At 56.9% G+C, this 22,721-nt stretch carries 20 protein-coding genes; 7 read left to right on the top strand and 13 right to left on the bottom strand.

Annotation, left to right across the window (positions count from 1 at the left end):
• Nucleotides 1-15 precede the first annotated feature (15 nt).
• The 7 genes from ACR0AZ_RS10325 to ACR0AZ_RS10295 all read right to left on the bottom strand — a co-directional run bounded on the left by ACR0AZ_RS10325 (nucleotide 16) and on the right by ACR0AZ_RS10295 (nucleotide 9,569).
• Complete coding sequence (locus ACR0AZ_RS10325; RefSeq protein ID WP_480472674.1) at nucleotides 16-1,452, bottom strand: mannose-1-phosphate guanylyltransferase/mannose-6-phosphate isomerase; 1,437 nt, start codon at nucleotides 1,450-1,452, stop codon at nucleotides 16-18.
• Nucleotides 1,453-1,480: 28 nt separating this feature from the next.
• Nucleotides 1,481-2,374, bottom strand: coding sequence for a UTP--glucose-1-phosphate uridylyltransferase GalU (gene galU, locus ACR0AZ_RS10320; RefSeq protein WP_480667376.1), 894 nt, complete (start codon nucleotides 2,372-2,374; stop codon nucleotides 1,481-1,483).
• Between the two features lie 213 nt (nucleotides 2,375-2,587).
• Entirely contained in the window at nucleotides 2,588-4,393 is a 1,806-nt protein-coding gene (locus ACR0AZ_RS10315; protein ID WP_480667375.1) for an ABC transporter ATP-binding protein, read from the bottom strand.
• 1 nt (nucleotide 4,394) lies between these two features.
• Nucleotides 4,395-5,324, bottom strand: a complete 930-nt coding sequence (locus ACR0AZ_RS10310; RefSeq protein WP_480667374.1) for an ABC transporter permease subunit — start codon at nucleotides 5,322-5,324, stop codon at nucleotides 4,395-4,397.
• A gap of 10 nt (nucleotides 5,325-5,334) precedes the next feature.
• A complete protein-coding gene (oppB, locus tag ACR0AZ_RS10305) occupies nucleotides 5,335-6,258 on the bottom strand; it encodes an oligopeptide ABC transporter permease OppB (protein ID WP_480472682.1) in 924 nt (307 codons plus the stop codon).
• A gap of 66 nt (nucleotides 6,259-6,324) precedes the next feature.
• Nucleotides 6,325-7,953, bottom strand: a complete 1,629-nt coding sequence (locus tag ACR0AZ_RS10300; protein ID WP_480667373.1) for a peptide ABC transporter substrate-binding protein — start codon at nucleotides 7,951-7,953, stop codon at nucleotides 6,325-6,327.
• Between the two features lie 386 nt (nucleotides 7,954-8,339).
• Nucleotides 8,340-9,569 (bottom strand): lytic murein transglycosylase, encoded by a 1,230-nt coding sequence (locus ACR0AZ_RS10295; RefSeq protein WP_480472686.1) that lies wholly within the window; start codon nucleotides 9,567-9,569, stop codon nucleotides 8,340-8,342.
• A gap of 130 nt (nucleotides 9,570-9,699) precedes the next feature.
• On the opposite strand from ACR0AZ_RS10295, the gene ACR0AZ_RS10290 reads away from it, so the two are divergent.
• From ACR0AZ_RS10290 to ACR0AZ_RS10265, 6 genes are read left to right on the top strand one after another with little or no spacing between them, the layout of a single operon-like run.
• A complete protein-coding gene (locus tag ACR0AZ_RS10290; protein WP_480472688.1) occupies nucleotides 9,700-10,653 on the top strand; it encodes a cytochrome ubiquinol oxidase subunit II family protein in 954 nt (317 codons plus the stop codon).
• Nucleotides 10,650-12,740, top strand: coding sequence for a cbb3-type cytochrome c oxidase subunit I (locus ACR0AZ_RS10285; RefSeq protein WP_480472691.1), 2,091 nt, complete (start codon nucleotides 10,650-10,652; stop codon nucleotides 12,738-12,740). Before ACR0AZ_RS10290 ends, ACR0AZ_RS10285 begins: the two co-directional genes overlap by 4 nt.
• Nucleotides 12,737-13,369: a cytochrome c oxidase subunit 3 gene (locus ACR0AZ_RS10280; protein ID WP_480472693.1), complete on the top strand. Its 633-nt coding sequence runs from the start codon at nucleotides 12,737-12,739 to the stop codon at nucleotides 13,367-13,369. Before ACR0AZ_RS10285 ends, ACR0AZ_RS10280 begins: the two co-directional genes overlap by 4 nt.
• Nucleotides 13,362-13,682, top strand: coding sequence for a cytochrome o ubiquinol oxidase subunit IV (locus ACR0AZ_RS10275; protein ID WP_480472695.1), 321 nt, complete (start codon nucleotides 13,362-13,364; stop codon nucleotides 13,680-13,682). Before ACR0AZ_RS10280 ends, ACR0AZ_RS10275 begins: the two co-directional genes overlap by 8 nt.
• 20 nt (nucleotides 13,683-13,702) lie before the next feature.
• Entirely contained in the window at nucleotides 13,703-14,680 is a 978-nt protein-coding gene (locus ACR0AZ_RS10270; protein ID WP_480667372.1) for an HlyD family secretion protein, read from the top strand.
• Complete coding sequence (locus ACR0AZ_RS10265) at nucleotides 14,677-16,194, top strand: DHA2 family efflux MFS transporter permease subunit (protein WP_480667371.1); 1,518 nt, start codon at nucleotides 14,677-14,679, stop codon at nucleotides 16,192-16,194. Before ACR0AZ_RS10270 ends, ACR0AZ_RS10265 begins: the two co-directional genes overlap by 4 nt.
• Here ACR0AZ_RS10265 and crcB read toward each other — a convergent pair.
• Nucleotides 16,191-16,553, bottom strand: coding sequence for a fluoride efflux transporter CrcB (gene crcB / locus ACR0AZ_RS10260; protein ID WP_480472701.1), 363 nt, complete (start codon nucleotides 16,551-16,553; stop codon nucleotides 16,191-16,193). The two genes, ACR0AZ_RS10265 and crcB, sit on opposite strands and share 4 nt — an antisense overlap.
• Nucleotides 16,550-16,918, bottom strand: a complete 369-nt coding sequence (locus tag ACR0AZ_RS10255) for a fluoride efflux transporter FluC (protein WP_480472912.1) — start codon at nucleotides 16,916-16,918, stop codon at nucleotides 16,550-16,552. The genes crcB and ACR0AZ_RS10255 overlap by 4 nt, the downstream gene beginning before the upstream one ends.
• A 234-nt stretch (nucleotides 16,919-17,152) precedes the next feature.
• Between ACR0AZ_RS10255 and ACR0AZ_RS10250 the strand changes: the two genes are divergently transcribed.
• Nucleotides 17,153-18,733 carry an FMN-binding glutamate synthase family protein gene (locus tag ACR0AZ_RS10250; RefSeq protein WP_480667370.1) on the top strand — a complete coding sequence of 527 codons (1,581 nt, stop codon included), beginning with the start codon at nucleotides 17,153-17,155 and terminating at the stop codon, nucleotides 18,731-18,733.
• A 6-nt stretch (nucleotides 18,734-18,739) separates the two neighbouring features.
• Here the strand turns inward: ACR0AZ_RS10250 and ACR0AZ_RS10245 are convergent, their stop codons facing one another.
• The 4 genes from ACR0AZ_RS10245 to ACR0AZ_RS10230 are packed head-to-tail and all read right to left on the bottom strand — an operon-like array spanning nucleotide 18,740 to nucleotide 22,656.
• The gene (locus ACR0AZ_RS10245; protein WP_480472705.1) at nucleotides 18,740-19,396 is read right to left on the bottom strand and encodes an ABC-type transport auxiliary lipoprotein family protein; all 657 of its coding nucleotides are present in this window, start codon (nucleotides 19,394-19,396) and stop codon (nucleotides 18,740-18,742) included.
• Entirely contained in the window at nucleotides 19,393-20,709 is a 1,317-nt protein-coding gene (locus ACR0AZ_RS10240) for an MlaD family protein (RefSeq protein WP_480667369.1), read from the bottom strand. The genes ACR0AZ_RS10245 and ACR0AZ_RS10240 overlap by 4 nt, the downstream gene beginning before the upstream one ends.
• 14 nt (nucleotides 20,710-20,723) lie before the next feature.
• Nucleotides 20,724-21,530 (bottom strand): ABC transporter ATP-binding protein, encoded by an 807-nt coding sequence (locus ACR0AZ_RS10235; protein WP_480667368.1) that lies wholly within the window; start codon nucleotides 21,528-21,530, stop codon nucleotides 20,724-20,726.
• A gap of 1 nt (nucleotide 21,531) precedes the next feature.
• The gene (locus ACR0AZ_RS10230; RefSeq protein ID WP_480658713.1) at nucleotides 21,532-22,656 is read right to left on the bottom strand and encodes an ABC transporter permease; all 1,125 of its coding nucleotides are present in this window, start codon (nucleotides 22,654-22,656) and stop codon (nucleotides 21,532-21,534) included.
• Between the last annotated feature and the right edge of the window lie 65 nt (nucleotides 22,657-22,721).

Genomic DNA, 22,721 nt, shown 5'->3' with positions numbered 1-22,721 from the left:
TAAAAAGTCCAGCCGCTAATCGCGTGCATATATATCTTCGTATCGAATGATATCGTCTTCACCGAAATAGGTTCCGGTTTGCACTTCGATCAAAACCATCGGCACCTTGCCTGGGTTTACCATCCGATGCACCGCACCCAGCGGTACGTAGACTGACTGGTTCTCGGAAACCAGTTGCACCTTGTCATCAATGGTGACTTCAGCCGTGCCTTCCACGACAATCCAGTGTTCGGACCGATGATGGTGCGACTGCAGACTGAGCGAAGCGCCGGGGTGAACATGGATCCGTTTGACCTGAAACCGGTCGCCGATCACAAGGCTTTCGAACCAGCCCCAGGGACGGTGATCGACAGGCAGGGATTCCGCCTGTTTCGCGCCCTTGGCTTTCAATGCGGCGACGGCCTGTTTGACGTCCTGGGCCCGATCCATACTCGCCACAAGAACTGCGTCGGGCATCGCGACCGTGATCACATTTTCAAGTCCCATCGCAACGACTTCCTGAGCCGGGGCTTCCGAGCGAACCAGCACATTGCGGCAATCGATGGCCGTGACCTCGCCCGAGGTTGCGACACCGTCAGCGTTCGGGTTGCTCAGTTCTTGCACCGCGGACCAGCTACCCACATCTGACCACCCGGCGGCATAGGGAACCACGCTGAGGTTGTGGGCCTTTTCCATCACGGCATAGTCGATCGAGATATCCTGAACCGTGCTCCATGCTTTTGGATCAAGACGCAAGAACCCCAAATCGGACTGAGCTTGCTCAACAGCCGATCGCACCGGTGCCAAAAGGTCTGCGGCGTGTTGTTCGAATGCGTGCAGGATGTCTTTCACGGCGAACAGGAAGATGCCCGAGTTCCAAAGGTAGCTGCCGTCCGAGACCATCGCTTTGGCGCTCTCAAGATCGGGCTTTTCGACAAAGCGATCCAATTGAACCGCCGCCCCAGATGCATCGGGCGAATGGCGTAGCTTGAGATATCCATACCCCGTCTCGGGTCGATCAGGTGTGATTCCGAATGTCACCAGGTCGCCGCGGTCGGCTATGGTGCGCGCGCCTTCGGCCACGGCCGCGTGAAAGGCGGAGGTGTCTGGGATGACGTGATCCGACGAGGCCACCAGCATCACTGCATTCGGGTCAGTTGAAGCAAGGTGCAGCGCGGCGGCCAACACGGCCGGTGCTGTATTGCGCCCCTCAGGCTCGATCAGGATCGGGCCGGGATTGACACCGATCTCGATCAATTGCTCGGGTACCACGAAGCGAAACGCTTCGTTGGTCAGGATCAATGGCTTGGCATAGGGCGCATCATCCGGCCCGCGCAGACGCTCTGCGCATTGTTGCAGCAGGCTGGTTTCCCCAATTAGCGGTACGAACTGCTTGGGATAACTTTTACGTGACAACGGCCAAAGCCGCGTGCCAGAGCCGCCACACAGGATGACCGGATAGATCTTGCTCATGATGGCTGCTCCCTCAGACCGGATCGTTTTATTGGGCGGCCTGGTCCGAGGCGACGATGTCATGCAGATAGCGGCTCAGATCGTCCCGCAGATCTTCGCGATCCAGTGCAAAGGACACGGTTGCCTGCAGGAAACCTGCTTTTGAGCCGCAGTCGAAGCGCCGACCGTCAAACTTGTAACCGAAGACGGGTACGCCGTTGGTGATGTCTTCGGCAATCGCATCGGTCAGCTGGATTTCACCACCGCTGCCCGCTTTCTTCTGGTTCAGGTTATAGAGGACTGACGGACCCAAAATATAGCGACCGATCACAGCCAGGTTCGATGGCGCTTCTTCGGGTTTAGGCTTTTCGACCATGCCCTTGGCGCGGACGACGGTACCGACATTCTCGCCAGTATCCAGAATCCCATAGGAACTTGTCTTCTCGTTTGGAACTTCCATCGCGGCCACCATGTTGCCGCCGGTTTCCTCATAGGCCTCGACCATCTGCTGCAGACACGGCTTGTTAGCTGCGATCACGTCATCAGGCAGCATGACCGCAAAGGGTTCGTCCCCGATCAGGCGGCGCGCGCACCACACCGCGTGGCCCAAACCCAGCGCCTTGTGCTGGCGGATATAGGCAATCGCACCGCTTTCCATGTTGGTTTCATTCAGAACTTCCAGCAGATCGTCTTTGCCTTTGGATTTTAGATCCTGTTCGAGCACCAGATTGTGGTCGAAATAATCCTCAAGCGCAGATTTGCCGCGCGAGGTTACGAAGATGAATTCCTTGATCCCAGCGGCACGGGCTTCGTCGATGGCATACTGAACCAGCGGGCGGTCGACCAAAGTCATGATCTCTTTTGGCACCGATTTGGTCGCCGGCAAAAACCGCGTACCCATTCCTGCAACAGGGAAAATCGCCTTGGTGACCTTGCGTGTCATATTACCTCTCAAATTCGATGCTCGTCCGGCGGGTTCTTCGATTGCCGGCGCCTCCACATAAGTCTTAAATCCGTATCAATCAATCGTACCAGGCATGGACACCGTGGACCGGTTGGAATCTGCCATTAACCTAAGGTCAGAGTCAAAACGAAACCGGATCAGGAGCGAATCCGCGCTCCCAAGCCTATGACGGCATCAGGGGCGCGTAGAGTGTCAGCCTTTGGCCATGATGGCCTCGAGCGGATCATGTTCTGCCACAAAGTGATCCGGTGCCACTTCGCTAAGTTGCGGCACATAATCCACCTCGCCTGCCGATAACCGGCTGGGCAGAAAACGCAGCGCTGCCTTCGGATCCATTGGCGACGGCAATTCTCCCGGAAGTTTAAGCCTTTGGCGGCTGCGCTCGACATCCGGGTCGGGGATCGGCACCGCCGAGATCAGAGACTTTGTATATGGGTGAATAGGCTCGGAACAAATCACCTCTCCATCACCCAGCTCCACGATGCGACCGAGATACAAAACCATGATCCGGTTCGAGATCGCCCGCACCACAGACAGATCGTGGCTGATGAAGATCATCGACAGGCCGAATTCTTGTTGCAATTCGCGCAACAATTCGACGATTTGAGCCTGAATGGACACATCCAAGGCCGAAACGGCCTCGTCACAAATGATCAGTTTTGGCTTGTTGATCATCGCGCGCGCGATTCCCACACGCTGGTTCTGTCCACCGGACAGTTCGTGCGGATAACGATTGATCATGTTTTCATTCAGACCGACCCGTCCCATCATTTCCGCGACCATCTCTTTACGCTCGCGCTCGGTTAGATCGGGGCGATAGGTTTTCAACGGTTCTGCAATCGAGGCCGAGATTGTCATACGTGGATCAAGGCTGGCCAGCGGGTCCTGAAACACGATCTGCAGATCTTTGCGATACTTGTTCAACTCGGCGCGTTTCAGACCAACAATTGGACTGCCCAACCAGCTGACATTGCCTGCACTGGGTTCGATCAATTGCAGAACAGCCCGTGCCAGCGTGGATTTGCCGCAACCGGACTCGCCCACCACGCCCAGGGTTTCACCCTTGCGGATGTCAAAACTGACGCCATCAACCGCTTTCAGCGGCACCTTGCGACCGAACAGCCCGCCCGAGACGTGGATGGGGAAGTGAACCTTGACGTCATCGACCTTGAGCAGCGGTTCTTCAACGGCTGGCAATGCCTTGGGCGCATCGCCTGCATCAATGCGCGGCATGGCCTCAAGCAAGGTACGCGTGTAGTCGTGCTGAGGCGCGCGGAAGATCTCGCGCGTGTCACCTGCTTCGACAAATTCTCCCATGCGCATGACCTGAATCCGATCACACATCCGCGCCACAACGCCCATATCATGTGTGATCAGCGCAATCGCGGTCCCTTCATCCTTTTGCAGACGCACCATCAAGTCCAGGATGTCGGCCTGAACCGTAACATCCAGAGCGGTCGTGGGTTCATCCGCAATCAGAAGTTTGGGATTGCATAGCATCGACATGGCGATCATCACGCGCTGACGCATCCCGCCCGAAAGCTCGTGCGGATACTGGTCCAGACGTCGTGCCGCCTCAGGGATGCGCACCCGGTTCAGCCAGTCCAGGCAACGTTGGCGCGCGGCTGTGCCCTGCAGGCCTTCGTGGATTTGCAAAACCTCACGCATTTGCTGACCTACCCGCAGATGCGGTGTCAGGGCGGTCAACGGATCCTGAAAGATCATGCCCACATCCGCGCCACGGATACGATTCAACTCATTTATAGGTAGGTTCAGGATTTCCTTGCCGTTCAACATGGCGGAACCCGAGGCATGCCCAGCAGGCGGCAACAGCCCCATCGCGGCCATGAAGGTCTGGCTTTTGCCCGATCCACTTTCACCAACGATCCCGAGGCATTCACCGGGGTTGATGTCGAAGCTGATGCCTTTCACAGCCTCGACCACGCCATCTGGTGTGTCGAATTGGACGATCAGGTCCTTGACGGAGAACAAACTCATATCAGCGATCCTTCGGGTCCAGAGCGTCACGCAGGCCATCGCCGATGAAGAACATCGTGATGATAATGGTGACATAGAAAGTCAGCGGGTACATCAGCTGCCACAGGGTGCCATAGCTCATGGTGCCGGCCCCCTCGGCAATCAGACGCCCGAGCGAGGTGTATGGTTCCGAAATGCCAAGGCCGAGGAACGAAATGAAGCTCTCGGTCAGGATCATTTCGGGCACCAGAAGCGAGGCGTATACGATCACAACACCCAGAAGATTGGGCAGGATGTGACGATACATGATCGTGAACTCGCCAACGCCAGCGGCGCGCGCGGCCTCGATGAACTCGCGGTTCTTCAGAGTCAGGGTCTGCCCACGCACAATTCGCGCCATGGTCAGCCAACCGACTGCCCCAAGGGCAATGAACAACATGAAGAATGACCGTCCCGCGACAACCAGCAGCAGAATGATGACCAGCGTTGCCGGGATCGCCAGAAGGATATCGACAAAACGCATCATCACGCTGTCGGTGCGTCCGCCGATATAGCCTGCGGCGATGCCATAGCAAGTGCCAACGATCAGCGCAGTCGCTGCGCCAATCAAACCTACCAGCAGAGACGTCGTGGTTGCCTGAATAACGCGGCTGTAAAGGTCGCGTCCCAAGTCATCAACACCGAAAAAATGGCCGGTCTCTACGGACGGCATGCCCATGCCACGCACGTCCCCCATGACGTTCCAGTCGATCTCTTCATTATCCCAGATCGCAAAATAGGGACCAATGATTGTGAACAACACGATCATCCCAAGAATGAAGACACTCGCCATTGCCGCTTTGTTGCGGACAAAGCGCATGCGTGCGTCTTGCCAGAGCGATCGCCCCTGAATGACCGTGTAATCTGTGATTTCTTCGGCCAGATGGGCGGCTTTTTGTGATTTTCCTTGCATGGCCAGCCCCTTAGTAGCGGATTTTTGGATCGAACCAGGCATAGGCCAGGTCGGTCAGCAGGTTCACGATGACGGTCAACGCGCCATAGAGGATCGTGACACCCAGCAGCACGGCATAGTCGCGGGCGAGAGCTGAGTTCACATAGGCTTGCCCCAGACCACCGGTCGAAAAATAGATGTCGACAAAAACCGAGCCCGTCAGCACATAGACAAAGACCGGGCCCAGATAAGAGACGACCGGCAGCAGCGTGGGCTTCAGCGCATGACGCCAGATCACAGTTCTTGTGGGCAGGCCCTTGGCACGCGCGGTGCGGATAAAGTTTGAGTTCAAAACCTCCAGCATCGACGACCGGGTGATCCGCGCAATCGAACCCATATAGGACGTCGCAAGCGCGATGACGGGCATCACCAGATACTGCCACTGGCCGCCATGCCAGCCCCCACCCGGCAGCCAACCCAGCCACAACGTGAAAGTCAGGATCAGGATCGGGCCCATGATGAAGTTCGGCAGGGCTTGAGCGGCGATGCCCAGCCCAACGGCAAAGTAGTCGATCCAGGTGTTATGCCGGATCGCAGCTGCAATCCCCAGTGTAACGCCCACGGCGGTCGCAAACAGGAACGACAGCGAGCCATAGGTCAGAGAGATCGGAAAACCCTGTGCGATGATGTCGTTGACGTCCCGGTCCTTGAATTTGAAGGACGGACCAAAGTCGAAATGCACAACGATGTTATAGAGGTAGTCCCACAGCTGTTTCCACAGCGGTTGGTCCAGCCCGTACCGCGCTTCGATATTGGCCAGAACCTGCGGCGGCAGAGGCCGTTCCGAGGTAAAGGGCCCACCGGGCGCCACGTGCATCAGGAAAAAACAGGCGACGACCAACAACAGGATCGTCGGAATGGCGACCATCAGCCGCCGGAAACTATAGGCAAGCATTTCATGCCCCCGCGTTTATTGGCTTTGCCCCGGACGATACCGGGGCAAAGCGTGGGTCAAAGACGATTATTCGGCGAGCTTATAAAGGTTCTTCGAATACCAGTTCTGCTCGACATTGTTCACCGGCCAGTTCCCCACATCACTGTCCATCATATAGACACCAGCATAGTGGTAGATCGGTATCACCGGGGTTTCCTGTGCGATGATACGCTCGACCTCGGTATAGAGCGGAGCTGCGTCATCTGCGGTCTTGGCTTCGGCCAGCAACTCGTCCACGCGGGCATTGTTGTATTTGCCGTCGTTGTAACCTGAATCCGACTGCAGCAGGTCGAGGAAGGTCGAAGCCTCGTTATAGTCGCCACACCACGCGCCGCGCGCCAGATCGAAGTTCTGGTTGCCACGTTCTTCCAGGAACACTTTCCATTCCATATTGGCCAGTTCGGCTTGAACGCCGAGCTTCTGCTTCCACATCTGGCTCAGCGCTACTGCAACCTTCTTGTGGTTTTCCGAAGTGTTATAGACCATCTCGAAGCTGAGTGGGTTGTCGGGGCCATAGCCCGCTTCGGCCAACAGCTCCTTGGCCAGTTCGTCGCGCTCAGCTTGCGACATCGAAGCCATTTCAACCGCTGGAACGGTGAAACCTGCGGTTGCTTCCGGCGCAAATGTATAGGCTTGGGGCTGACCACCGGCCATCACTTTTTCGGTGATGATCGCGCGATCAACGGCAAGCGACAGGGCCTGACGCACGTTGGGGTCTTTGAAGGCCTCCGGGCCGCCCTCGGACAGGTTGAAGGTATAGTAATAGTTACACAGGCGCGGGAAGCTGATGGCTTCTTCCGGGTGCTCCTGGCTCAAGCGCGGATATTGACCTGCTGGAATTTCGGTCCGATCCAGTTCACCTGCCAGATAGCGGGTCAGGGCAACGTTTTCATCGTTGATGACCAGCGCCACAACCTTGTCGATGATCGTGTTGTCGTTGTCCCAATACATCTCGTTACGCTCGCGGACCGAGCGTTCCTGCGGCAGATGCTCTGTCAGGACATAGGCACCGTTCGAAACGATGTTCTCGGGGCGCGTCCAGGCATCACCGAACTCTTCAATGACCTTCTGCGGGGCAGGGAATGTGGTCGAGTGGGTGGTCATCTGCGGGAAATAGGGCAGGGGGGCGCTCAGGCGTACTTCCAACGTCTTATCATCGATGGCTTTAACGCCCAGCTCGTCCACCGGCTTTTCGCCTGCGATGATGTCGGCTGCGTTTTCGATCGACATCAGCTCCATGAACCACGCATAAGGCGAGGACAGTTCAGGATCGACGGCACGTTTCCAGGCATAGACGAAATCGCCTGCCGTAACCGGATCGCCGTTTGACCATTTTGCGTTGTCGCGCAAGGTAAAGGTGTAAACGTTCTTGGTGTCGTTGACTTCAAATCCGGTGGCAACACCGGGAACCAGATTGCCTTCTTCGTCTTGATTCATCAGGCCTTCGAACAGATCGCGCACGATCTCAGCGCCCGAAACATCTTCGACGACCTGAGGGTCAACCGAGCTGTGTTCGTCAAGGATACGATAGGTAAAGGTCTGGTCATCGGCCAATGCCTCACCAGTTTCCGGGTGGGTGCCCGCAGCGATTGCGGCACCAGCGATAATGGTTGAGGACAATAGCCCCGCCAACGAGGTTCGGATCAGTGTGTTCATGTGTTTACTCCCATTTATTGATATCAGAAGCCGCACCACTGCCGTGGGGTGACTCTTCTATCTATTCGTTTCCGGCATCTGCGATGGCAGCGCGTTGACCTAAATCGTGATGAGACAAAAAAACCTGGCCTGCGGCGACAGGGGATACCAGAAATCTAACGGCGAAAGGTAACTTTCACTGCGGGAAGCGTGCCGTTTTTTCGACAAAGGTAAAGAGCATTGGGAACAATCGTGAGGTCAAAGATCGAATGAAACCGTAACCGGCGCTGCCTTCGAAAGAATATTCTGAAACATCTTCTCGTCCTGACATTTTCGTGAAGCACGATATATCTGACAAGGTGAATGCGTCCGAAAATAGGCTCTTGAACGGCGAATCACCCGAAGCTTTAAGGCTTCAGTTTGCTCTTCATTTCGGCTTCGGGAAAACAAGTGGGAGGCTGCCGGGTTGCCTCCTGCCAGCGTCCGATCGAACGGCGGGTTTTATAGCCTGGCAACCCGTCGACGCCGCCCACATCGTGCCCCTGCCGGACCAGTGCTTCTTGCATCCGGGCAATGTCAGAACGGTAGAGCCCGCCTACGTTGCCCCATCGACCGCTGAAATCTCCGACGCCATATTGGATGCGATCCCCGACATGCCCCACAAACAGCGCGTAGAGGTCGCTGGTGTTGTAATCCTTCAGGACATAGAAGTTCGGGGTTACGATAAAGGCGGGACCTTTGCGCCCGGCGGGCATCATCAAATAACCTTCAGCCGCCTGTTCATGCATAGGAAATGGTCGCCCCGAGACGCGTGCGACGCCCATCGCAGCCCAGTCTTGAACTGAACGCCCCTGATCCGGCCCCTCAAGCGCACAGGATACATCGCTTGGCACGGTCACTTCGAAGCCCCAATCGCGCCCTGCCACCCAGCCATGCTGTGCCAGATAGTTGCCGATAGAGGCGATGGTGTCCGCCTCAGACCCCCAGATATCAGCACGACCATCTCCGTTCCCATCGGCGGCATAGGTCAGAAAACTGGTTGGCATGAATTGCGGTTGTCCCAGCGCGCCCGCCCAACTGCTTTTCAGCACGGATGCGTGCCCAGCCTCGGCAATCTGCAGGGCGGCGATCAATTCACCGGTGAAATAGTTGGAGCGTGTGCTCATGAAGCCCTTGGTGCCCAGGACCTGAAAGGCGTTGTGGCGGATTGGAACCTGTCCATAGCCGCTCTCACGCCCCCAGATGGCCAGAATAATGCGCGCGGGCACACCCGTTTTTGCTTCGACCCGCGCCAGCGTTTTCGCATGACGCCGCGCCATCTGGCGACCTACGGACGTGGCCCCTCGCACCGAGTTTGCATTGAAATAACGCCCAGGAGAGCCAAATTCTGCCTGACGCTGAGCCTTCGGTGTTTTCTTCGGGCTTCCCGGAGGCACCAGATCCGGCAACTCCCAGTTTAGGGTCACGCCATCAAAAGCCCGCTGAAAGGTGCGTCGTGAAACGCCCTTGGCTTTTGCCTGGGGCCAGATCTCTTGCTGCAACCAACTCTGGAATTGCCTCTCGACCGCCTCGCGATTCTGCGCAAAGACGGGCATTGCAAGCAAGGTCAGACAGATCAAGGCAACGGTCAATCGCATGTCTTCAGGTCTCGCGTGCCCCATCCTCCATGTCAACCGCGCCGTGGGCATCCTCCCGGAAAAGGTCTTGAGAAATAGTCTGACTCTGCCGATAGTTGCCAAGAACCCCGTCATAAGAGGATCAGCAAGCGTGACCATCCCCCGGATCTCCGCTGTGGCAGTACCCGCCTTGCTCGCGCTGCTGGTGTCGGCCCAGATCGCCGGGGCGAGTGATAGTTTCCTGGATCCTCAAGGACCGATAGCAGCAGTGCAGAAGACGCATCTTTTTCGCGCTACGGCCTTGATCCTGATTGCCGTCATTCCTGTGCTGGTGTTGGTGCCTTTGATTGCCTTGCGATATCGCCGTCGCAAGGGCGGGGCAGCAGCTTACACACCGCACTGGGATTTTTCGGCAAAGCTTGAGTTTTTGATGTGGGGTGTGCCGGTCGTGATCGTGGCGATCCTGTCCTTTTATTTGTGGAAGGCCACCCACCGTCTTGATCCCTACGCAGCCCCGTTCGGTCAGGAACCAGCATTGCAGGTTCAAGTGGTCGGATTGGATTGGAAGTGGCTGTTCATCTATCCCGATCTGGGTATCGCAAGCGTGGGAGAGCTGGGCATACCGATCAATCAGCAGGTGGCGATGACCCTGACGACCGACACAGTGATGCAATCTTTCATGATCCCTGCGCTGGCAGGGCAGATTTATGCCATGCCCGGAATGACGACCAAGCTGCATCTGGTCGCGGATACACCAAAGACCATGCAAGGAGAGAACACCCAATATAATGGCCGTGGTTTCACCAAGCAGAAGTTTCTGACGCAGGCCATGCAGCCCAAAGACTTTGAAGCTTGGGTGACAAGCGTTCGGACCAATGGGATCCCCTTGACCGAGGATACCTATCGCACGCTCGCCATGCGCACGGATCGGGATGAGGTGCAAGCGGCTTTGGGGACACCGCTTATGCCCCTCAATGCGCTCTATTTCACGTTGGAAGAGGGTGATCTGTTCGGATCGATCCTGCATCGCTATCACAGCGGTGAACCCCTTCCCCTGAACCAGCAACCCGGCACGACCGCGTTCGGGCAGGAGGCGAAGCAATGACATCTGCCGAGACTGGTTTCCTTGGCCGTCTGAGTTGGGACGCATTGCCCATCATGGGGCTTATCCAGAACCCCAACGCGAACGAGATCGTGGCGAACGCAGCTGCTGGCATCGTTGTCGTCGGAGTTGCTGTGGTGGTGGCGGTGCTGACATGGTTCCGCCTGTGGGGGCCGCTATGGCGTGACTGGCTGACCAGCACGGATCACAAGAAGATCGGTATCATGTATATCGTTTTCGCCATCGTCATGCTGGCGCGCGGCGTGCTGGAGGGTGTGGTGATGCGCGCCCAGCAGGCCGCTGGGCCGGGGGATGGGTTTCTCGAAGCTGAACACTTTGCCGAGCTGTTCAGCACCCATGGAACCATCATGGTTTTCTTTGTCGCTGTGCCCTTCGTCTTTGGCGTTGCAAACTATGTGATCCCGCTGATGATCGGCGCGCGCGATGTTGCCTTTCCGGTGTTGAACCAGATCGGCCTTGGGCTGACCGTTTCTGCGGGCATGATGTTGATGGTTTCACTGGTGGTGGGAGAGTTCTCGACCGGTGGTTGGACGGCTTATCCACCTTATACCGGAGCCGCGTTTAATCCGGGTGTAGGGCCGGATTACTGGATTTGGGCCATTGTCGTCTCGGGCATTGGTACGACGCTGACGGGTATCAACTTCGCGGTCACGATCTATAAACTCCGTGCGCCGGGGATGAAGTTTATGCGGTTGCCGATGTATTGCTGGACGATCATCTGCAGCTCGATCCTGATCATATTTGCCATGCCGCCGCTGGGTGTTGCCGCGCTGCTGCTGGCCGCAGACCGTTATCTAGATTTTCACTTCTTCACCAATGATCTCGGCGGCAACATGATGAACTATGCCAATCTGTTCTGGCTGTTTGGTCACCCCGAGGTTTATCTGCTGGTCCTGCCCGCCTATGGCATCTATTCCGAAGTCTTCGCTACTTTCTCGGCTAAGCGCCTATATGGCTATAACTCGCTGGTCATCGCCACGATGTCGATTGCAATCATGTCCTTCACAGTCTGGCTGCACCATTTCTTCACCATGGGTCAAAGCGCGCTGATCAACGCTGTATTCGGCATTGCCACGATGCTGATTGCCATTCCAACGGGGGTGAAAGTCTACGATTGGATGGCGACGCTCTATCGTGGGCGTATCCGGTTTTCAGTGCCGATGCTTTATGGTCTGGCCTTCTTGATGCTATTCGTGATCGGTGGTCTCAGCGGCGTAATTCTTGCCAACCCGACCGTTGATTATCAGGTTCACAACACGCTGTTCCTGGTGGCACATTTCCACAACGCGTTGTTGCCCGGTGTGCTGTTCGGCTTGCTCGCCGCCTATAACTATTGGTTCCCAAAAGCCTTCGGTTTCCGTCTGAACGAATTCTGGGGCCGCGTTTCGGTCTTTTGCTGGACTGTTGGTTTCCTTCTAACCTTCATGCCGCTTTATTTCGTCGGCCTGATGGGAATGCCGCGCCGGTCATTCAGCTGGGAGGACCCGAGCTTTCACCCTTATATGATTGTCGCCGTGCTTGGTGCGCTGGTGATTACATGCGGCTTGTTCTCGGTGCTGATCCAGCTTTGGGTCAGCATCCGCGACCGCGATCAGTCCCGTGCGCCCGTCGGCGATCCGTGGGACGGGCGCACGCTGGAATGGTCTATCCCATCGCCACCTCCGCCCTATAACTTCGCCATTATCCCGCGAGTGACCGATCGCGATGACTTTGCCGCCGCCAAAGAGCGAGGTCAGGCCTATCCCAAACCGGAGGCCTATGAAGATATCGAAATGCCGCGCAATACCGGCATCGGGTTCATCCTGTGTGTGCTCAGCGGCGTCTGGATGTTCGCACTAGTCTGGTGGATCTGGTGGCTGGCCGCTTTGATGACCATCGCGATGATCCTTGCCTTTATCATCTGGAGCTTCGACACCAGCACCGAAATCATCATCCCCGCCGAAGAGGTACGCAAAGAACACGAGGCCTGGCTGGCGCTGGTCCGCAGCACTCAAGCCGTGGACCGTGACCATGAATGCGCGCCGGAAAACCGAGGCCTTGCGCGCCCGGATATGGAGGCCGTGACATGAGGCGCGCACCCGAGCACAGCTATCCGGGGATCAACCTTGGCGAGGATCATGCCAGCGCGCATAAGGTCACCGAGATCGTAACCTTCGGTTTCTGGGTCTTTTTGATGAGCGATCTGGTCTATTTCGGACTGATGTTCGCAATCTACATCACCATGATCGATGCGCAGGCCGGAGGGCCGGGACCGCATGAGCTGTTCGACCTGAAAAGCATCTTCGCCCAGACGCTGATCCTATTGACCAGCAGCCTGACCGTAGGGCTTGCGATGCTGGCGCTGAAATACAATCTGCCACGGGCGCGCATCGTTCTTTGGTTTGGTGTCACACTCCTACTGGGGCTCTGCTTTCTGGTGCTGGAGATCCGCGATTTCATGAACATGGCTGCGCAAGGCGGTATCCCACAACGCAGCGGCTTTCTGTCAGCCTTCTATGGCCTTGTGCCACTGCATGGGCTGCACGTCGCAGCAGGGTGCGTCTGGTTGATCGTTTTGGGCATCCAGCTGCGCGTGATGGGCATGACCGATCTGGTAATCTCACGTGTGGTGCGGCTGGCGCTGTTTTGGCACTTCCTCGATCTGATCTGGATCGGCATCATAACCATCGTGTATTTCGGAGGGCTGGCCTATGGATAGACGGACCGAACTACACCGGCGCGAACGGCGGCGCTATGTCATCGGCTATGGCGGTTCTCTTTTACTGACGCTTGTCGTGTTTGCCATCGCGTATCGGTACGGCATCGAGACACCCGGAGTATATTTTGCCATCGGCCTGCTTGGTCTGGCCCAACTGGTCGTGCAATTGGTCTATTTCCTGCATATCGACCGTCGTCGCAGTAGCCGCGAGGACATGGACCTAATCCTGTTCTCAACCCTCGTGTTGCTCATCATCATCGGCGGGACAGTTTGGATTCTGGGCAATCTGGCCGTGCGGATGCACATGATGTGATCCGGGAAGGACGGTAGCGAATGAAGCCAATCAAAGTCATCGCCGTTGTTGGCATGCTCGCCGCGATTGCGGTCGGGCTGCTGTTATTCTGGCGACATGAAGAACGATACCCCTCGACACAAGATGCCTATATCGGGGCCAACATTATCTTTGTTGCGGCGCAGGTGACCGGACAAGTCGCGGAGGTCGCAATATCCGACAACCAACCGGTTAAAGCGGGTGATCTGCTGTTCACGATTGATGAGACGCAGTTCAAGGCTTCGGTTGATCAGGCTCAGGCCAATCTGGACAGCGCCATTCAACAGGCCGAATCCTTCTCGAACCAGATCACGGCGGCGCAGGCCGCGGTGGAAAGTGCCGGTTCTTTCTATGAAACGTCAAAAAGCAATCTGGAACGGGCCAGAGCTTTGTTTTCAGACGGCAATCTTGCACAAGCCTCGTTGGATCAAGCCACTTCGGAGTTCGCGCAAGCCTCGGCCCGGTTGACCACAAGCCGCTCCGAACTGGCCGCATTGCAAAGCGGTTTGGCGGCTCGGCAAGACAACGTGCTGTCCTCGCAAGCGGCGCTGGAGATTGCACAGGCCGATCTGGCCTGGACCAAGATCTATGCATCTGCCGATGGCTGGATCGCCAACCTGACTCTTCGCCCCGGGTCATCGGTATCCGCGAATGCACCGCAATTCTCGATCGTCGAATCCTCGGAATGGTGGATCGATGCCAACTTCAAAGAGACCTCTCTGCCCCGTATCCGAGCGGGTCAACCAGCCAAAATCCGGGTCGATATGCTGCCGGGCATTGCTCTGACGGGCAGAGTAGCTTCCATCGGGCGGGGCTCGGGCGATACGTTTTCGCTGCTGCCGTCAGAAAACTCCAGCGGCAACTGGGTCAAGGTCACAAGGCGGTTTCCAGTACGGATCGAGCTTGATCCAACGGACGTACCGCTGCGGGTCGGGGGCAGCAGCAAGGTCACGGTTGATACGACCGGATCAGGGCAATGACCGATCCCGGCCACATCAATCGCGTGATTGTGGTGGCCGTTGTTCTGAGCGCCATTCTTGAGGTGCTCGACAGCACCATCGTCAACGTCGCGCTGCCCCATATTCAAGCCGCGTTCGGCGCAACAACCGATCAGGCGACATGGATACTGACCAGCTATATTGTCTCGGCCGTGGTGGTTATGCCACTGACCGGTTTTGTGGCGCGCAGGGTCGGGCGACGACGATTGATCCTGACGGCTGTCACGGGCTTTGCCACCATGTCGGTAATGTGCGGTCTGTCGTGGAGCCTCGAGACCATTGTCGCATTCCGGTTAGTGCAAGGCATGTTCGGCGCCTTCCTGATCCCCCTTTCACAATCCATTCTGTTTGACGCTTTCCCACGCGAAAAACGAGGGCAGGCAATGGCGGTGTTTGGACTGGGAGTTGTGGTCGCTCCGGTCCTGGGGCCGACTGTCGGGGCCATTCTGACCGAGTATTTCTCATGGCGGATGGTCTTTTTCGTCAACCTTCCCGTTGCGGCGATGGCCTTGCTGTTGCTGGCCGGGGAACTTCCTGACGATAAAACCGAAGAGGTTCATATCGATTGGAAAGGCCTGGCGCTGCTGGCCCTTGGCATCGGTTGCCTGCAATTCGTGCTCGATCAGGGAGAGACCAAGGATTGGCTGTCGTCCAGGATCATTCAGGTTGCGGTTATCGCCTCGGTTCTGGGTGCGTTGGGGTTTATCCTTCACGGGCTTACATCCCGGCAACCTGTCGTCGATCTGCGCCTTTTCGCGGACCGCAATTTCGCGCTGTGCAACCTCGTCATCGCCGGGTTTGCGATTTCATTGTTCGGAGGCATCGCCATTCTGCCAACCTTTGTCCAGAACCTGCTGGACTATCCGGTCATCGCATCGGGGCATCTGTTTATCCCACGCGGAATCGCCGCTGGTGCGTCCATGGTCCTAACCGGAGCCGTTCTGGTCACCCGGTTCGATCCGCGCGTATTGGCAGGCCTCGGGATGCTGCTGACCGCGATCGGGAATTTCATGATGGGTTCGTTAAATCTGAATGCGAGCTTCTGGCAGCTTGCATGGCCGGGGTTCGTCAGCGGCCTCGGCATGGGGTTGGTTTTTGTTCCAATGTCCATTCTGGCATTCGAGAGCATCAGCAAGACGCGGCAGGATGAGGCTTCGGGCCTGTTCAATGTCACGCGGCAGTTGGGGTCATCTGTTGGGATTTCTCTGGTAGGAACCTGGGTCGTGCGAGGCCTGCAAACGAACACAGCGGTTCTGAGCCAGAATGTGACGCCTTACAACCCCGCCGCGCAGGCCTACCTCGAGCCGTTAGGTTTGACACCAGACAGCGCTGAGGGCGCAGCATTGCTGGGACAGGAGATCGCAAAGCAGGCCGAGATGATCTCATACCTGACAGTATTCAATAATTTAGGTCTGCTGGCGCTGGCAACGATTCCGCTGCTGTTCTTCTGTCGTGCGCCGAACCCAGAGGCGCGCAACGCAGCGCCCGTACACTAGCGGGTCAGAAAAAGACCGAGCCAAAGCGCAAACCAGCACAAAACAAGGCTGATGAGGATGTTTCCAGCAGCAAGCGCGATGGTTTTTTCCCGGTGCAGCTGCAGAGATTGATAAGCAAAACTTGAGAAAGTGGTGAACCCGCCACAAAAGCCGAACACCAGTCGTTTTTCCTCTTCACCCATGTCTACCGGGCCTCCCAGATAGCCGATCCAGAGACCAAGCAGCAAACTGCCCACGACATTCACAATCAGCGTGGAGTATGGAAGATCGTGTGTCACACGCAGGGCCAGCCAATGGCGCAGAACGGCGCCCAGCCCCCCGCCCAGGGCAAACATGCTGTGCAGATAGAGCTCGTTCATTCTGCAGCCTCCGAAGGCGATAAACGGCGACCCAAGGCTTCGCCCAGAATGGCGGCGCTCAAGCCAAACAGGATCTCTGCCGCGATCGCTATAATCACCAGTGAGCTACCGGCCTCAGCCATCCGCTCGAGCTCGGCCACGAAGGAAGAGAAGGTGGATAAGCCACCACAAAACCCGACTGCCCCCAAATGCAGCAAATGGGCGTGAATGCGATGGCGTATGGCATAGAGCCAGCCGAGGATGAAACAAGCCACGACATTGATGCCGAAGGTCGCTGTCAAAAACGGGGCACCGGGTATTTCCAGCGCGAAGAGTTCTCGCAACAGCGATCCTGCAGCTCCACCAACGAAAACCGCCGTATACATCAGCGCGCGATGCCTGAAGCGAGAAGGTGGACGTGACACTGCGGCTGATCCTGCTCTGACCCGTTTCCATCCGGCATACAGATTGCTTCAACACGCTTCAAGCAAGGGCGATGAAGCATTCGTTATGAATACGTTGGCTACAAAGGCTTGCACTGAAAGGTCAAATTGTTCCACGGTCTCGGATATGAACAGGCAACAGCCGAACCGCTTTGGCGCGACCCAGGGAGATCAGATATGATTGTTCGCAGGCTTTATTACATCCTCAGCTATGTGTGCCTGCCCTTGACCCTGCTGTGGGGCTTCTTCTGGCCGCCCGCCTACTGGCTGCTGGTGTTCCTTATCCCTTATGCGGTGATTGGCTTCTACGATATGCTGACGACAAAGCACAACGTACTGAACAATTACCCTGTCCTTGGACATTTCCGATACATGCTGGAATTTGTCAGCCCTGAAATCCGCCAATATTTCGTGGAAACCAACGAAAGTGGTCGGCCCTTCAACCGTATCATTCGCAGTCTGGTCTATTCACGCGCCAAGGGGCAGGTCGATACGCAGGCCTTCGGTACGCAATACGATATCCAAACCGTTGGCTATCACCGTGCCAACCATTCACTCGCGCCCAAGCATGTTCCCGAAAGCGAAGAAAGGGTGATGCTCGGCGGCCCGCAATGTGAAAAACCGTACGACGCCTCACGCCTGAACGTCTCCGCGATGAGCTTTGGCGCGCTCAGTGCCAATGCGATCCGCGCGCTGAATGGAGGTGCGAAGGATGGCGGATTTGCCCATAACACGGGCGAGGGCGGGCTCTCTCCGCACCATCTGGCTGAGGGTGGGGATATAATCTGGCAGATCGGTACTGGCTATTTCGGATGCCGGACGCCTGAGGGCGGTTTTAACAAAGATAAGTTTGCCGAAAGGGCCAAGAAGGACGTTGTAAAAGCGATTGAGATCAAGCTCTCGCAAGGAGCAAAGCCCTCTCATGGTGGCGTGTTGCCTGCAGCGAAAGTGGATGAGGAAATAGCAGAGATCCGAGGAGTGCCGGTGCATCAGGACGTGATATCTCCGCCTGTTCATTCGGCCTTCGACGGACCTACCGGGTTGATGCATTTCGTGCAGCAATTGCGTGAGATGTCGGAGGGAAAGCCAATTGGCTTCAAGCTCTGTATAGGCAATCCAACTGAATTCATGGCAATCTGCAAAGCCATGCTGGAGACCGGCATTCTGCCCGATTTCATTACCATAGACGGAGCCGAGGGGGGTACCGGTGCTGCGCCCGTGGAATTTACCAACCGGCTGGGAATGCCGCTGAATGAGGCGCTGATCTTCGTGAACAACTGCCTGCGCGGGATTGGAGCGCGCGACAAGATCCGCGTTATCTGCTCGGGCAAGGTAGCGACCGGGTTCGACATGATCGAAAAATTCGCTCTTGGCGCCGACATGTGCAACGCAGCGCGGGCGATGATGTTTGCCGTAGGCTGCATTCAGGCGCTGCATTGCAACACCAACCGCTGCCCCTCGGGCGTTGCGACGCAAGATCCGATCCGGGGTCGGGCCGTGAATGTGCCACAGAAACGGCAGCGTGTGCACCGATATCACGACGCAACGCTGGAAAGTTTCCGCGAAATTCTGGGGGCAATGGGCAAGGAAAAAGTCTCGGATCTGCGGCCCGCCGATATCCGCCGCCGGACAGCGGATGAGCGGGAACGAACCTACGCAGATCTGTACAGCTTTCTGGAAGATGGCGCACTGCTAGGCGAAGCTATCCCAGAAGAGTTCGCGGCTGATTGGAAAGCGGCCTCAGCCAGTCACTTTTAGACTGGTTTAGCGCGGGATCGAGCGCGGGTTGTTCTGTGCATGAGTATGAATTTTGCGGATGCTCCATTCGACGGAGTCCCGCATGGTCTTGCCCAAGGCAACATCAAAGGCCTCAACCAGGTCCGGTGTCTGGTCGCTGGCAGCCATTACATTTTCCTGAAACGAACTGGAGGCGATGATCTTATCTTCGTACTCATCAATGATCTTGATATTGATGCGTACTTCCACACGCACCGTTTTTGAGTTCTCTGACTCGCTGACAACGATGCCCTGAAACTCACGCAGATCGGGTGCAATGACATAATCCGCGCGCAGCCCGACTGTCGAACGGCCAACAGCCGCGACCTTACCGGAGTTCTCATAGCTTTCGACCATCAGGGCCTGAACAATCAAAGGGGCCCGGTCAACCCAGCGGGCTCTGGGCAAATACTGAACCTGCAACAATGAGGGCTGAACTGCGATCTGGTCGGTGTTCACCGCAGCCGTTGCAGTGGGCTCTTCAACAACGATTTGCTGCTGGATTCTGGGCAGAGATGTCGAGAAGGTGCTTTTCGGAGTTAACAGATACAGGTCATTGGGTTTCGACGCCTGACGCAATGTGTCCAAGCCGGTACATCCAGCCATTGCGGCCAACACCAGAGTCAGGATTAGGGGCCGTATCATTGACGAAACTCCGATGCTTGGGTGCCTAACAAAAAGCGGGCCGGGTCGCGCTCAACCTTGTCGACCAAGCGGTCGAGACTGATGACCAGACGCTGTGATTCCTCAATAAAGCGGACGAACTGTGGCAGTCCTACGCGCAGGAAGTCCGAGACCTGGCGACGGTTGTCCTGCACGATGCCATCGATCGTGCCCAACAGGTCCGAAGCGGATTGCGACGCGCTGAGAATGTCATCCGAAATCTTGTCGATCTTCTCGGTGATGTTCGAAACGGTCGAAGCCACTTGATTGGCCGCCTTGCGCACATCTTCCGCAACCGACGCAATATCTTCGTCCATAACGCGATTGGCTGAGTCAAAGGCACGCTCGGCCGAAGCAAGCGCAGTCTTGGCAGTATCCATGGCGGAATTGATCGAGCCGAGCGTGGTGTTCGCGTTCGCGAAGGTCTCGGTAACCGTACCCAAAGTGATGCTGCCTTCCTCGGAAAGCACAATCAGATGATCTGCCAGTCTTGAACCGCGTTCGATAAAAGGTCGTATTTCCTCGGTCATCACGGTCTGGGCGGTGTGCAGCGTACCATTCGCGGTATCCAGCGCAGTCTTCGCCGATTCCGAAGCCTCTTTGATGCTGTTCAGCGTATCCGTTCCGGTCGTAAGCGTGGTTTCGGCAGTGTCGGCCAGCGTATCCAGACGCTTGGTGAAATCCCCGATCTCTTTCGCAGCGCCGCCCAGATCGCTCGACAGGCTTTCGAAATCCGACAGTGTTTTGTCCAGTCGCCCCGAGGCCGAGGACAGATTGCTCAGGATCTCGGAGACGGCCTGACGGTTCTTCTCATCCACAACCGAGTTCAGGTCCTCAAGCAAGGTCAGGGCTTTTTCCAGAACCTGCGGCGCACCCTCCAGCAGAGACTGGATTGAGCTCCGTTTGCTTTGAATCACGCTGTTCTGCGGCAATCGTTCAGCCGAGGCGGAACCACCGGATAGCTCGACATAGGCGACACCGGTCACGCCCAACGATTGCAACTGCGCAATGGTTTCCTTGGTGACCGGGATATCTGCGTCAACTTCAAGGCGGACACGGACCTTGGAAGGGTCGTTGTCATCCAGCTGCAACGAGATGACCTGACCCACAGGCAGACCATTATAGTTGACGCCACCTGCCGCAGACAGGCCTGCCACATTGTCGAATAACACATCATAATACGCGTATTGCCGAGTGACTTCGAACTTGGCGAGCCACAGGAAGAAGCCGAAAGCCCCCAGTATACCGGCAAGGGTGAACGCACCGATCAGGATATAATTCGCTCGGGTCTCCATCGCCTCTACCTGTCCTACCCTTTCTCTTGCGCCGCGCGGGCACGAGGGCCTGTGAAATATTCCTGGACCCAAGGATGGTCGACCTTGGTCATGTCCTCTATCGGACCTTCAACCAGCACGCGTTTTTCCGCAAGTACCGCGATGCGGTCGCAAATTGCGTAAAGACTGTCCAGATCGTGGGTGACCATAAACACGGTAAGGCCTAACGCTTGCTGCAGCTCTCTGATCAGATCATCATATGCGGCAGCTCCGATAGGGTCCAATCCGGCGGTAGGCTCGTCCAGAAACACGATCTCGGGGTCCAGCGAGAGCGCGCGCGCCAGAGCTGCCCGTTTGCGCATCCCGCCCGACAGTTCCGAAGGGAACTTGCTGCAGCTTAGCTGAGGCAGCCCTACGAGGCTGATCTTCAGCCCCCCAAGCGCCGCCATCAGGCTTTCGCTGATGCTGGTATGTTCGCGCAGCGGCGCCATCACGTTCTGCAACACAGTCAGAGACGAAAACAGCGCTCCGTCCTGAAATGCGACGCCCCAGCTTCTTTCAATCCGTTGACGGTCGGCTTCGGGGCCGTTGAGCACATCGACGCCCAGTACCTCTATGCTGCCCGCCTTGGGTTTGTTCAGTCCGACAATCGTACGCAGCAACACCGACTTTCCGGTGCCTGATCCGCCGACAACGCCCAGAACCTCACCGCGCCAGACATCGAGGTTCAGGTTGTCATGCACCACCTGCTCACCGAACTGGTTGGTCAGATTTCGTACGCGAATGACAGCTTCGCGCTGCGTTTCACTCTGAGGGTTGTCCTGCAGGGCGGTGCCGTCCATGTCAGACCCCCAGCTCGGAAAAGAAGATTGAGAACAGCGCGTCGATGGCGATCACCATGAAGATCGATTGCACGACCGAAGCTGTCGTGCGCTGACCTACGCTTTCGGATGATCCTTTGACCTGCATCGCCTGCCAGCAGGCAATTGTCCCGATCACCAGCGCAAAGAACGGGGCTTTGATCATGCCAATCGCCAATTGCCAGACCCCGGTGTTTTCCTTGAGCCGCGTCAGGAACATGCCGGGGCTGACGCCCAAATCGATCCAGCTCATCAATGCGCCGCCGATCAGACCAGCCATATCGGCCACGAACCCAAGAATGGGCAGCATGATCAGCAACGCAACAACGCGCGGAACGACCAGCACCTCGATCGGATCAAGACCCAGCGTGCGCATCGCGTCGATCTCTTCCTGCACCTTCATTGAGCCTATCGAGGCGGTAAAAGCTGAACCCGACCGGCCTGCCACGATGATTGCAGTCAGCAGGATGCCAAGTTCGCGCAGGATCGAGATCGAGATCAGCTCGACCACGAAAATCTCGGCTCCGAACTGTTTCAATTGGGTCGCGCCCTGAAAGGCTAGGACCACACCGATCAGAAAACCCATCAGCGTCACGATGGGCAGCGCCTTGAAACCGACCTGTTCCATCTGCGAAACCAGCGCCGCACGCCGCAGTCGCCAGGGCATGATCAGCGTGCGCACCAGCCGGTGCAGGGTCAGTCCGAGGAATCCAAGGATCGACAGCGTGTCCCGCCATGCCCCTGCCGTATGTTCACCGATCCGGCCCACCCAATTGACAAAACCTGTCGGAGGCGCCTGATCGCCCAGTTTTTCGGGGATGTTCTGCGACACCGTATCGATCAGCGAAGAATGGGCAGGCGTTAACCCTTCGAAACGGACATTCGCACCATCGGCGCCCAATCGGCGCGACAGGTTTGCCACCAGCCAGGCACCGCCTGTATCCAGCGCCTGCAATTGTGACAGATCCATCACAACATCCTGTCCGCTCGGATGGATCGCCGCGAAATCGGCTTCAACCTTATCCAGCTGTTGCGTGCGCAGATCACCCGAAATCCGCAGGCACACGCCGGATGCGCTGGTGTCAGAGATGATCGCAGGTCGGTTCATAGCGGTATGTGAAGTCAATCCGGGTGCGGCTGCAATGGGTTTGTTCAACCGGACCGGGTTTTAGC

The sequence above is a fragment of the Ruegeria sp. BE3 genome (assembly GCF_056538865.1).
This window is presented reverse-complemented; position numbering and strand designations above follow the sequence as displayed.

Bases quoted from the DNA above. Each gene is read 5' to 3' on its own strand.
- oppB (WP_480472682.1), bottom strand. From the start codon at position 6,258: ATGCTTGCCTATAGTTTCCGGCGGCTGATGGTCGCCATTCCGACGATC.
- ACR0AZ_RS10280 (WP_480472693.1), top strand. From the start codon at position 12,737: ATGAGGCGCGCACCCGAGCACAGCTATCCGGGGATCAACCTTGGCGAG.
- ACR0AZ_RS10250 (WP_480667370.1), top strand. From the start codon at position 17,153: ATGATTGTTCGCAGGCTTTATTACATCCTCAGCTATGTGTGCCTGCCC.
- ACR0AZ_RS10255 (WP_480472912.1), bottom strand. From the start codon at position 16,918: ATGTATACGGCGGTTTTCGTTGGTGGAGCTGCAGGATCGCTGTTGCGA.
- ACR0AZ_RS10235 (WP_480667368.1), bottom strand. From the start codon at position 21,530: ATGGACGGCACCGCCCTGCAGGACAACCCTCAGAGTGAAACGCAGCGC.
- galU (WP_480667376.1), bottom strand. From the start codon at position 2,374: ATGACACGCAAGGTCACCAAGGCGATTTTCCCTGTTGCAGGAATGGGT.
- ACR0AZ_RS10310 (WP_480667374.1), bottom strand. From the start codon at position 5,324: ATGCAAGGAAAATCACAAAAAGCCGCCCATCTGGCCGAAGAAATCACA.
- ACR0AZ_RS10315 (WP_480667375.1), bottom strand. From the start codon at position 4,393: ATGAGTTTGTTCTCCGTCAAGGACCTGATCGTCCAATTCGACACACCA.
- ACR0AZ_RS10325 (WP_480472674.1), bottom strand. From the start codon at position 1,452: ATGAGCAAGATCTATCCGGTCATCCTGTGTGGCGGCTCTGGCACGCGG.
- ACR0AZ_RS10270 (WP_480667372.1), top strand. From the start codon at position 13,703: ATGAAGCCAATCAAAGTCATCGCCGTTGTTGGCATGCTCGCCGCGATT.
- ACR0AZ_RS10240 (WP_480667369.1), bottom strand. From the start codon at position 20,709: ATGGAGACCCGAGCGAATTATATCCTGATCGGTGCGTTCACCCTTGCC.
- crcB (WP_480472701.1), bottom strand. From the start codon at position 16,553: ATGAACGAGCTCTATCTGCACAGCATGTTTGCCCTGGGCGGGGGGCTG.
- ACR0AZ_RS10295 (WP_480472686.1), bottom strand. From the start codon at position 9,569: ATGCGATTGACCGTTGCCTTGATCTGTCTGACCTTGCTTGCAATGCCC.
- ACR0AZ_RS10230 (WP_480658713.1), bottom strand. From the start codon at position 22,656: ATGAACCGACCTGCGATCATCTCTGACACCAGCGCATCCGGCGTGTGC.
- ACR0AZ_RS10275 (WP_480472695.1), top strand. From the start codon at position 13,362: ATGGATAGACGGACCGAACTACACCGGCGCGAACGGCGGCGCTATGTC.
- ACR0AZ_RS10285 (WP_480472691.1), top strand. From the start codon at position 10,650: ATGACATCTGCCGAGACTGGTTTCCTTGGCCGTCTGAGTTGGGACGCA.
- ACR0AZ_RS10245 (WP_480472705.1), bottom strand. From the start codon at position 19,396: ATGATACGGCCCCTAATCCTGACTCTGGTGTTGGCCGCAATGGCTGGA.
- ACR0AZ_RS10265 (WP_480667371.1), top strand. From the start codon at position 14,677: ATGACCGATCCCGGCCACATCAATCGCGTGATTGTGGTGGCCGTTGTT.
- ACR0AZ_RS10300 (WP_480667373.1), bottom strand. From the start codon at position 7,953: ATGAACACACTGATCCGAACCTCGTTGGCGGGGCTATTGTCCTCAACC.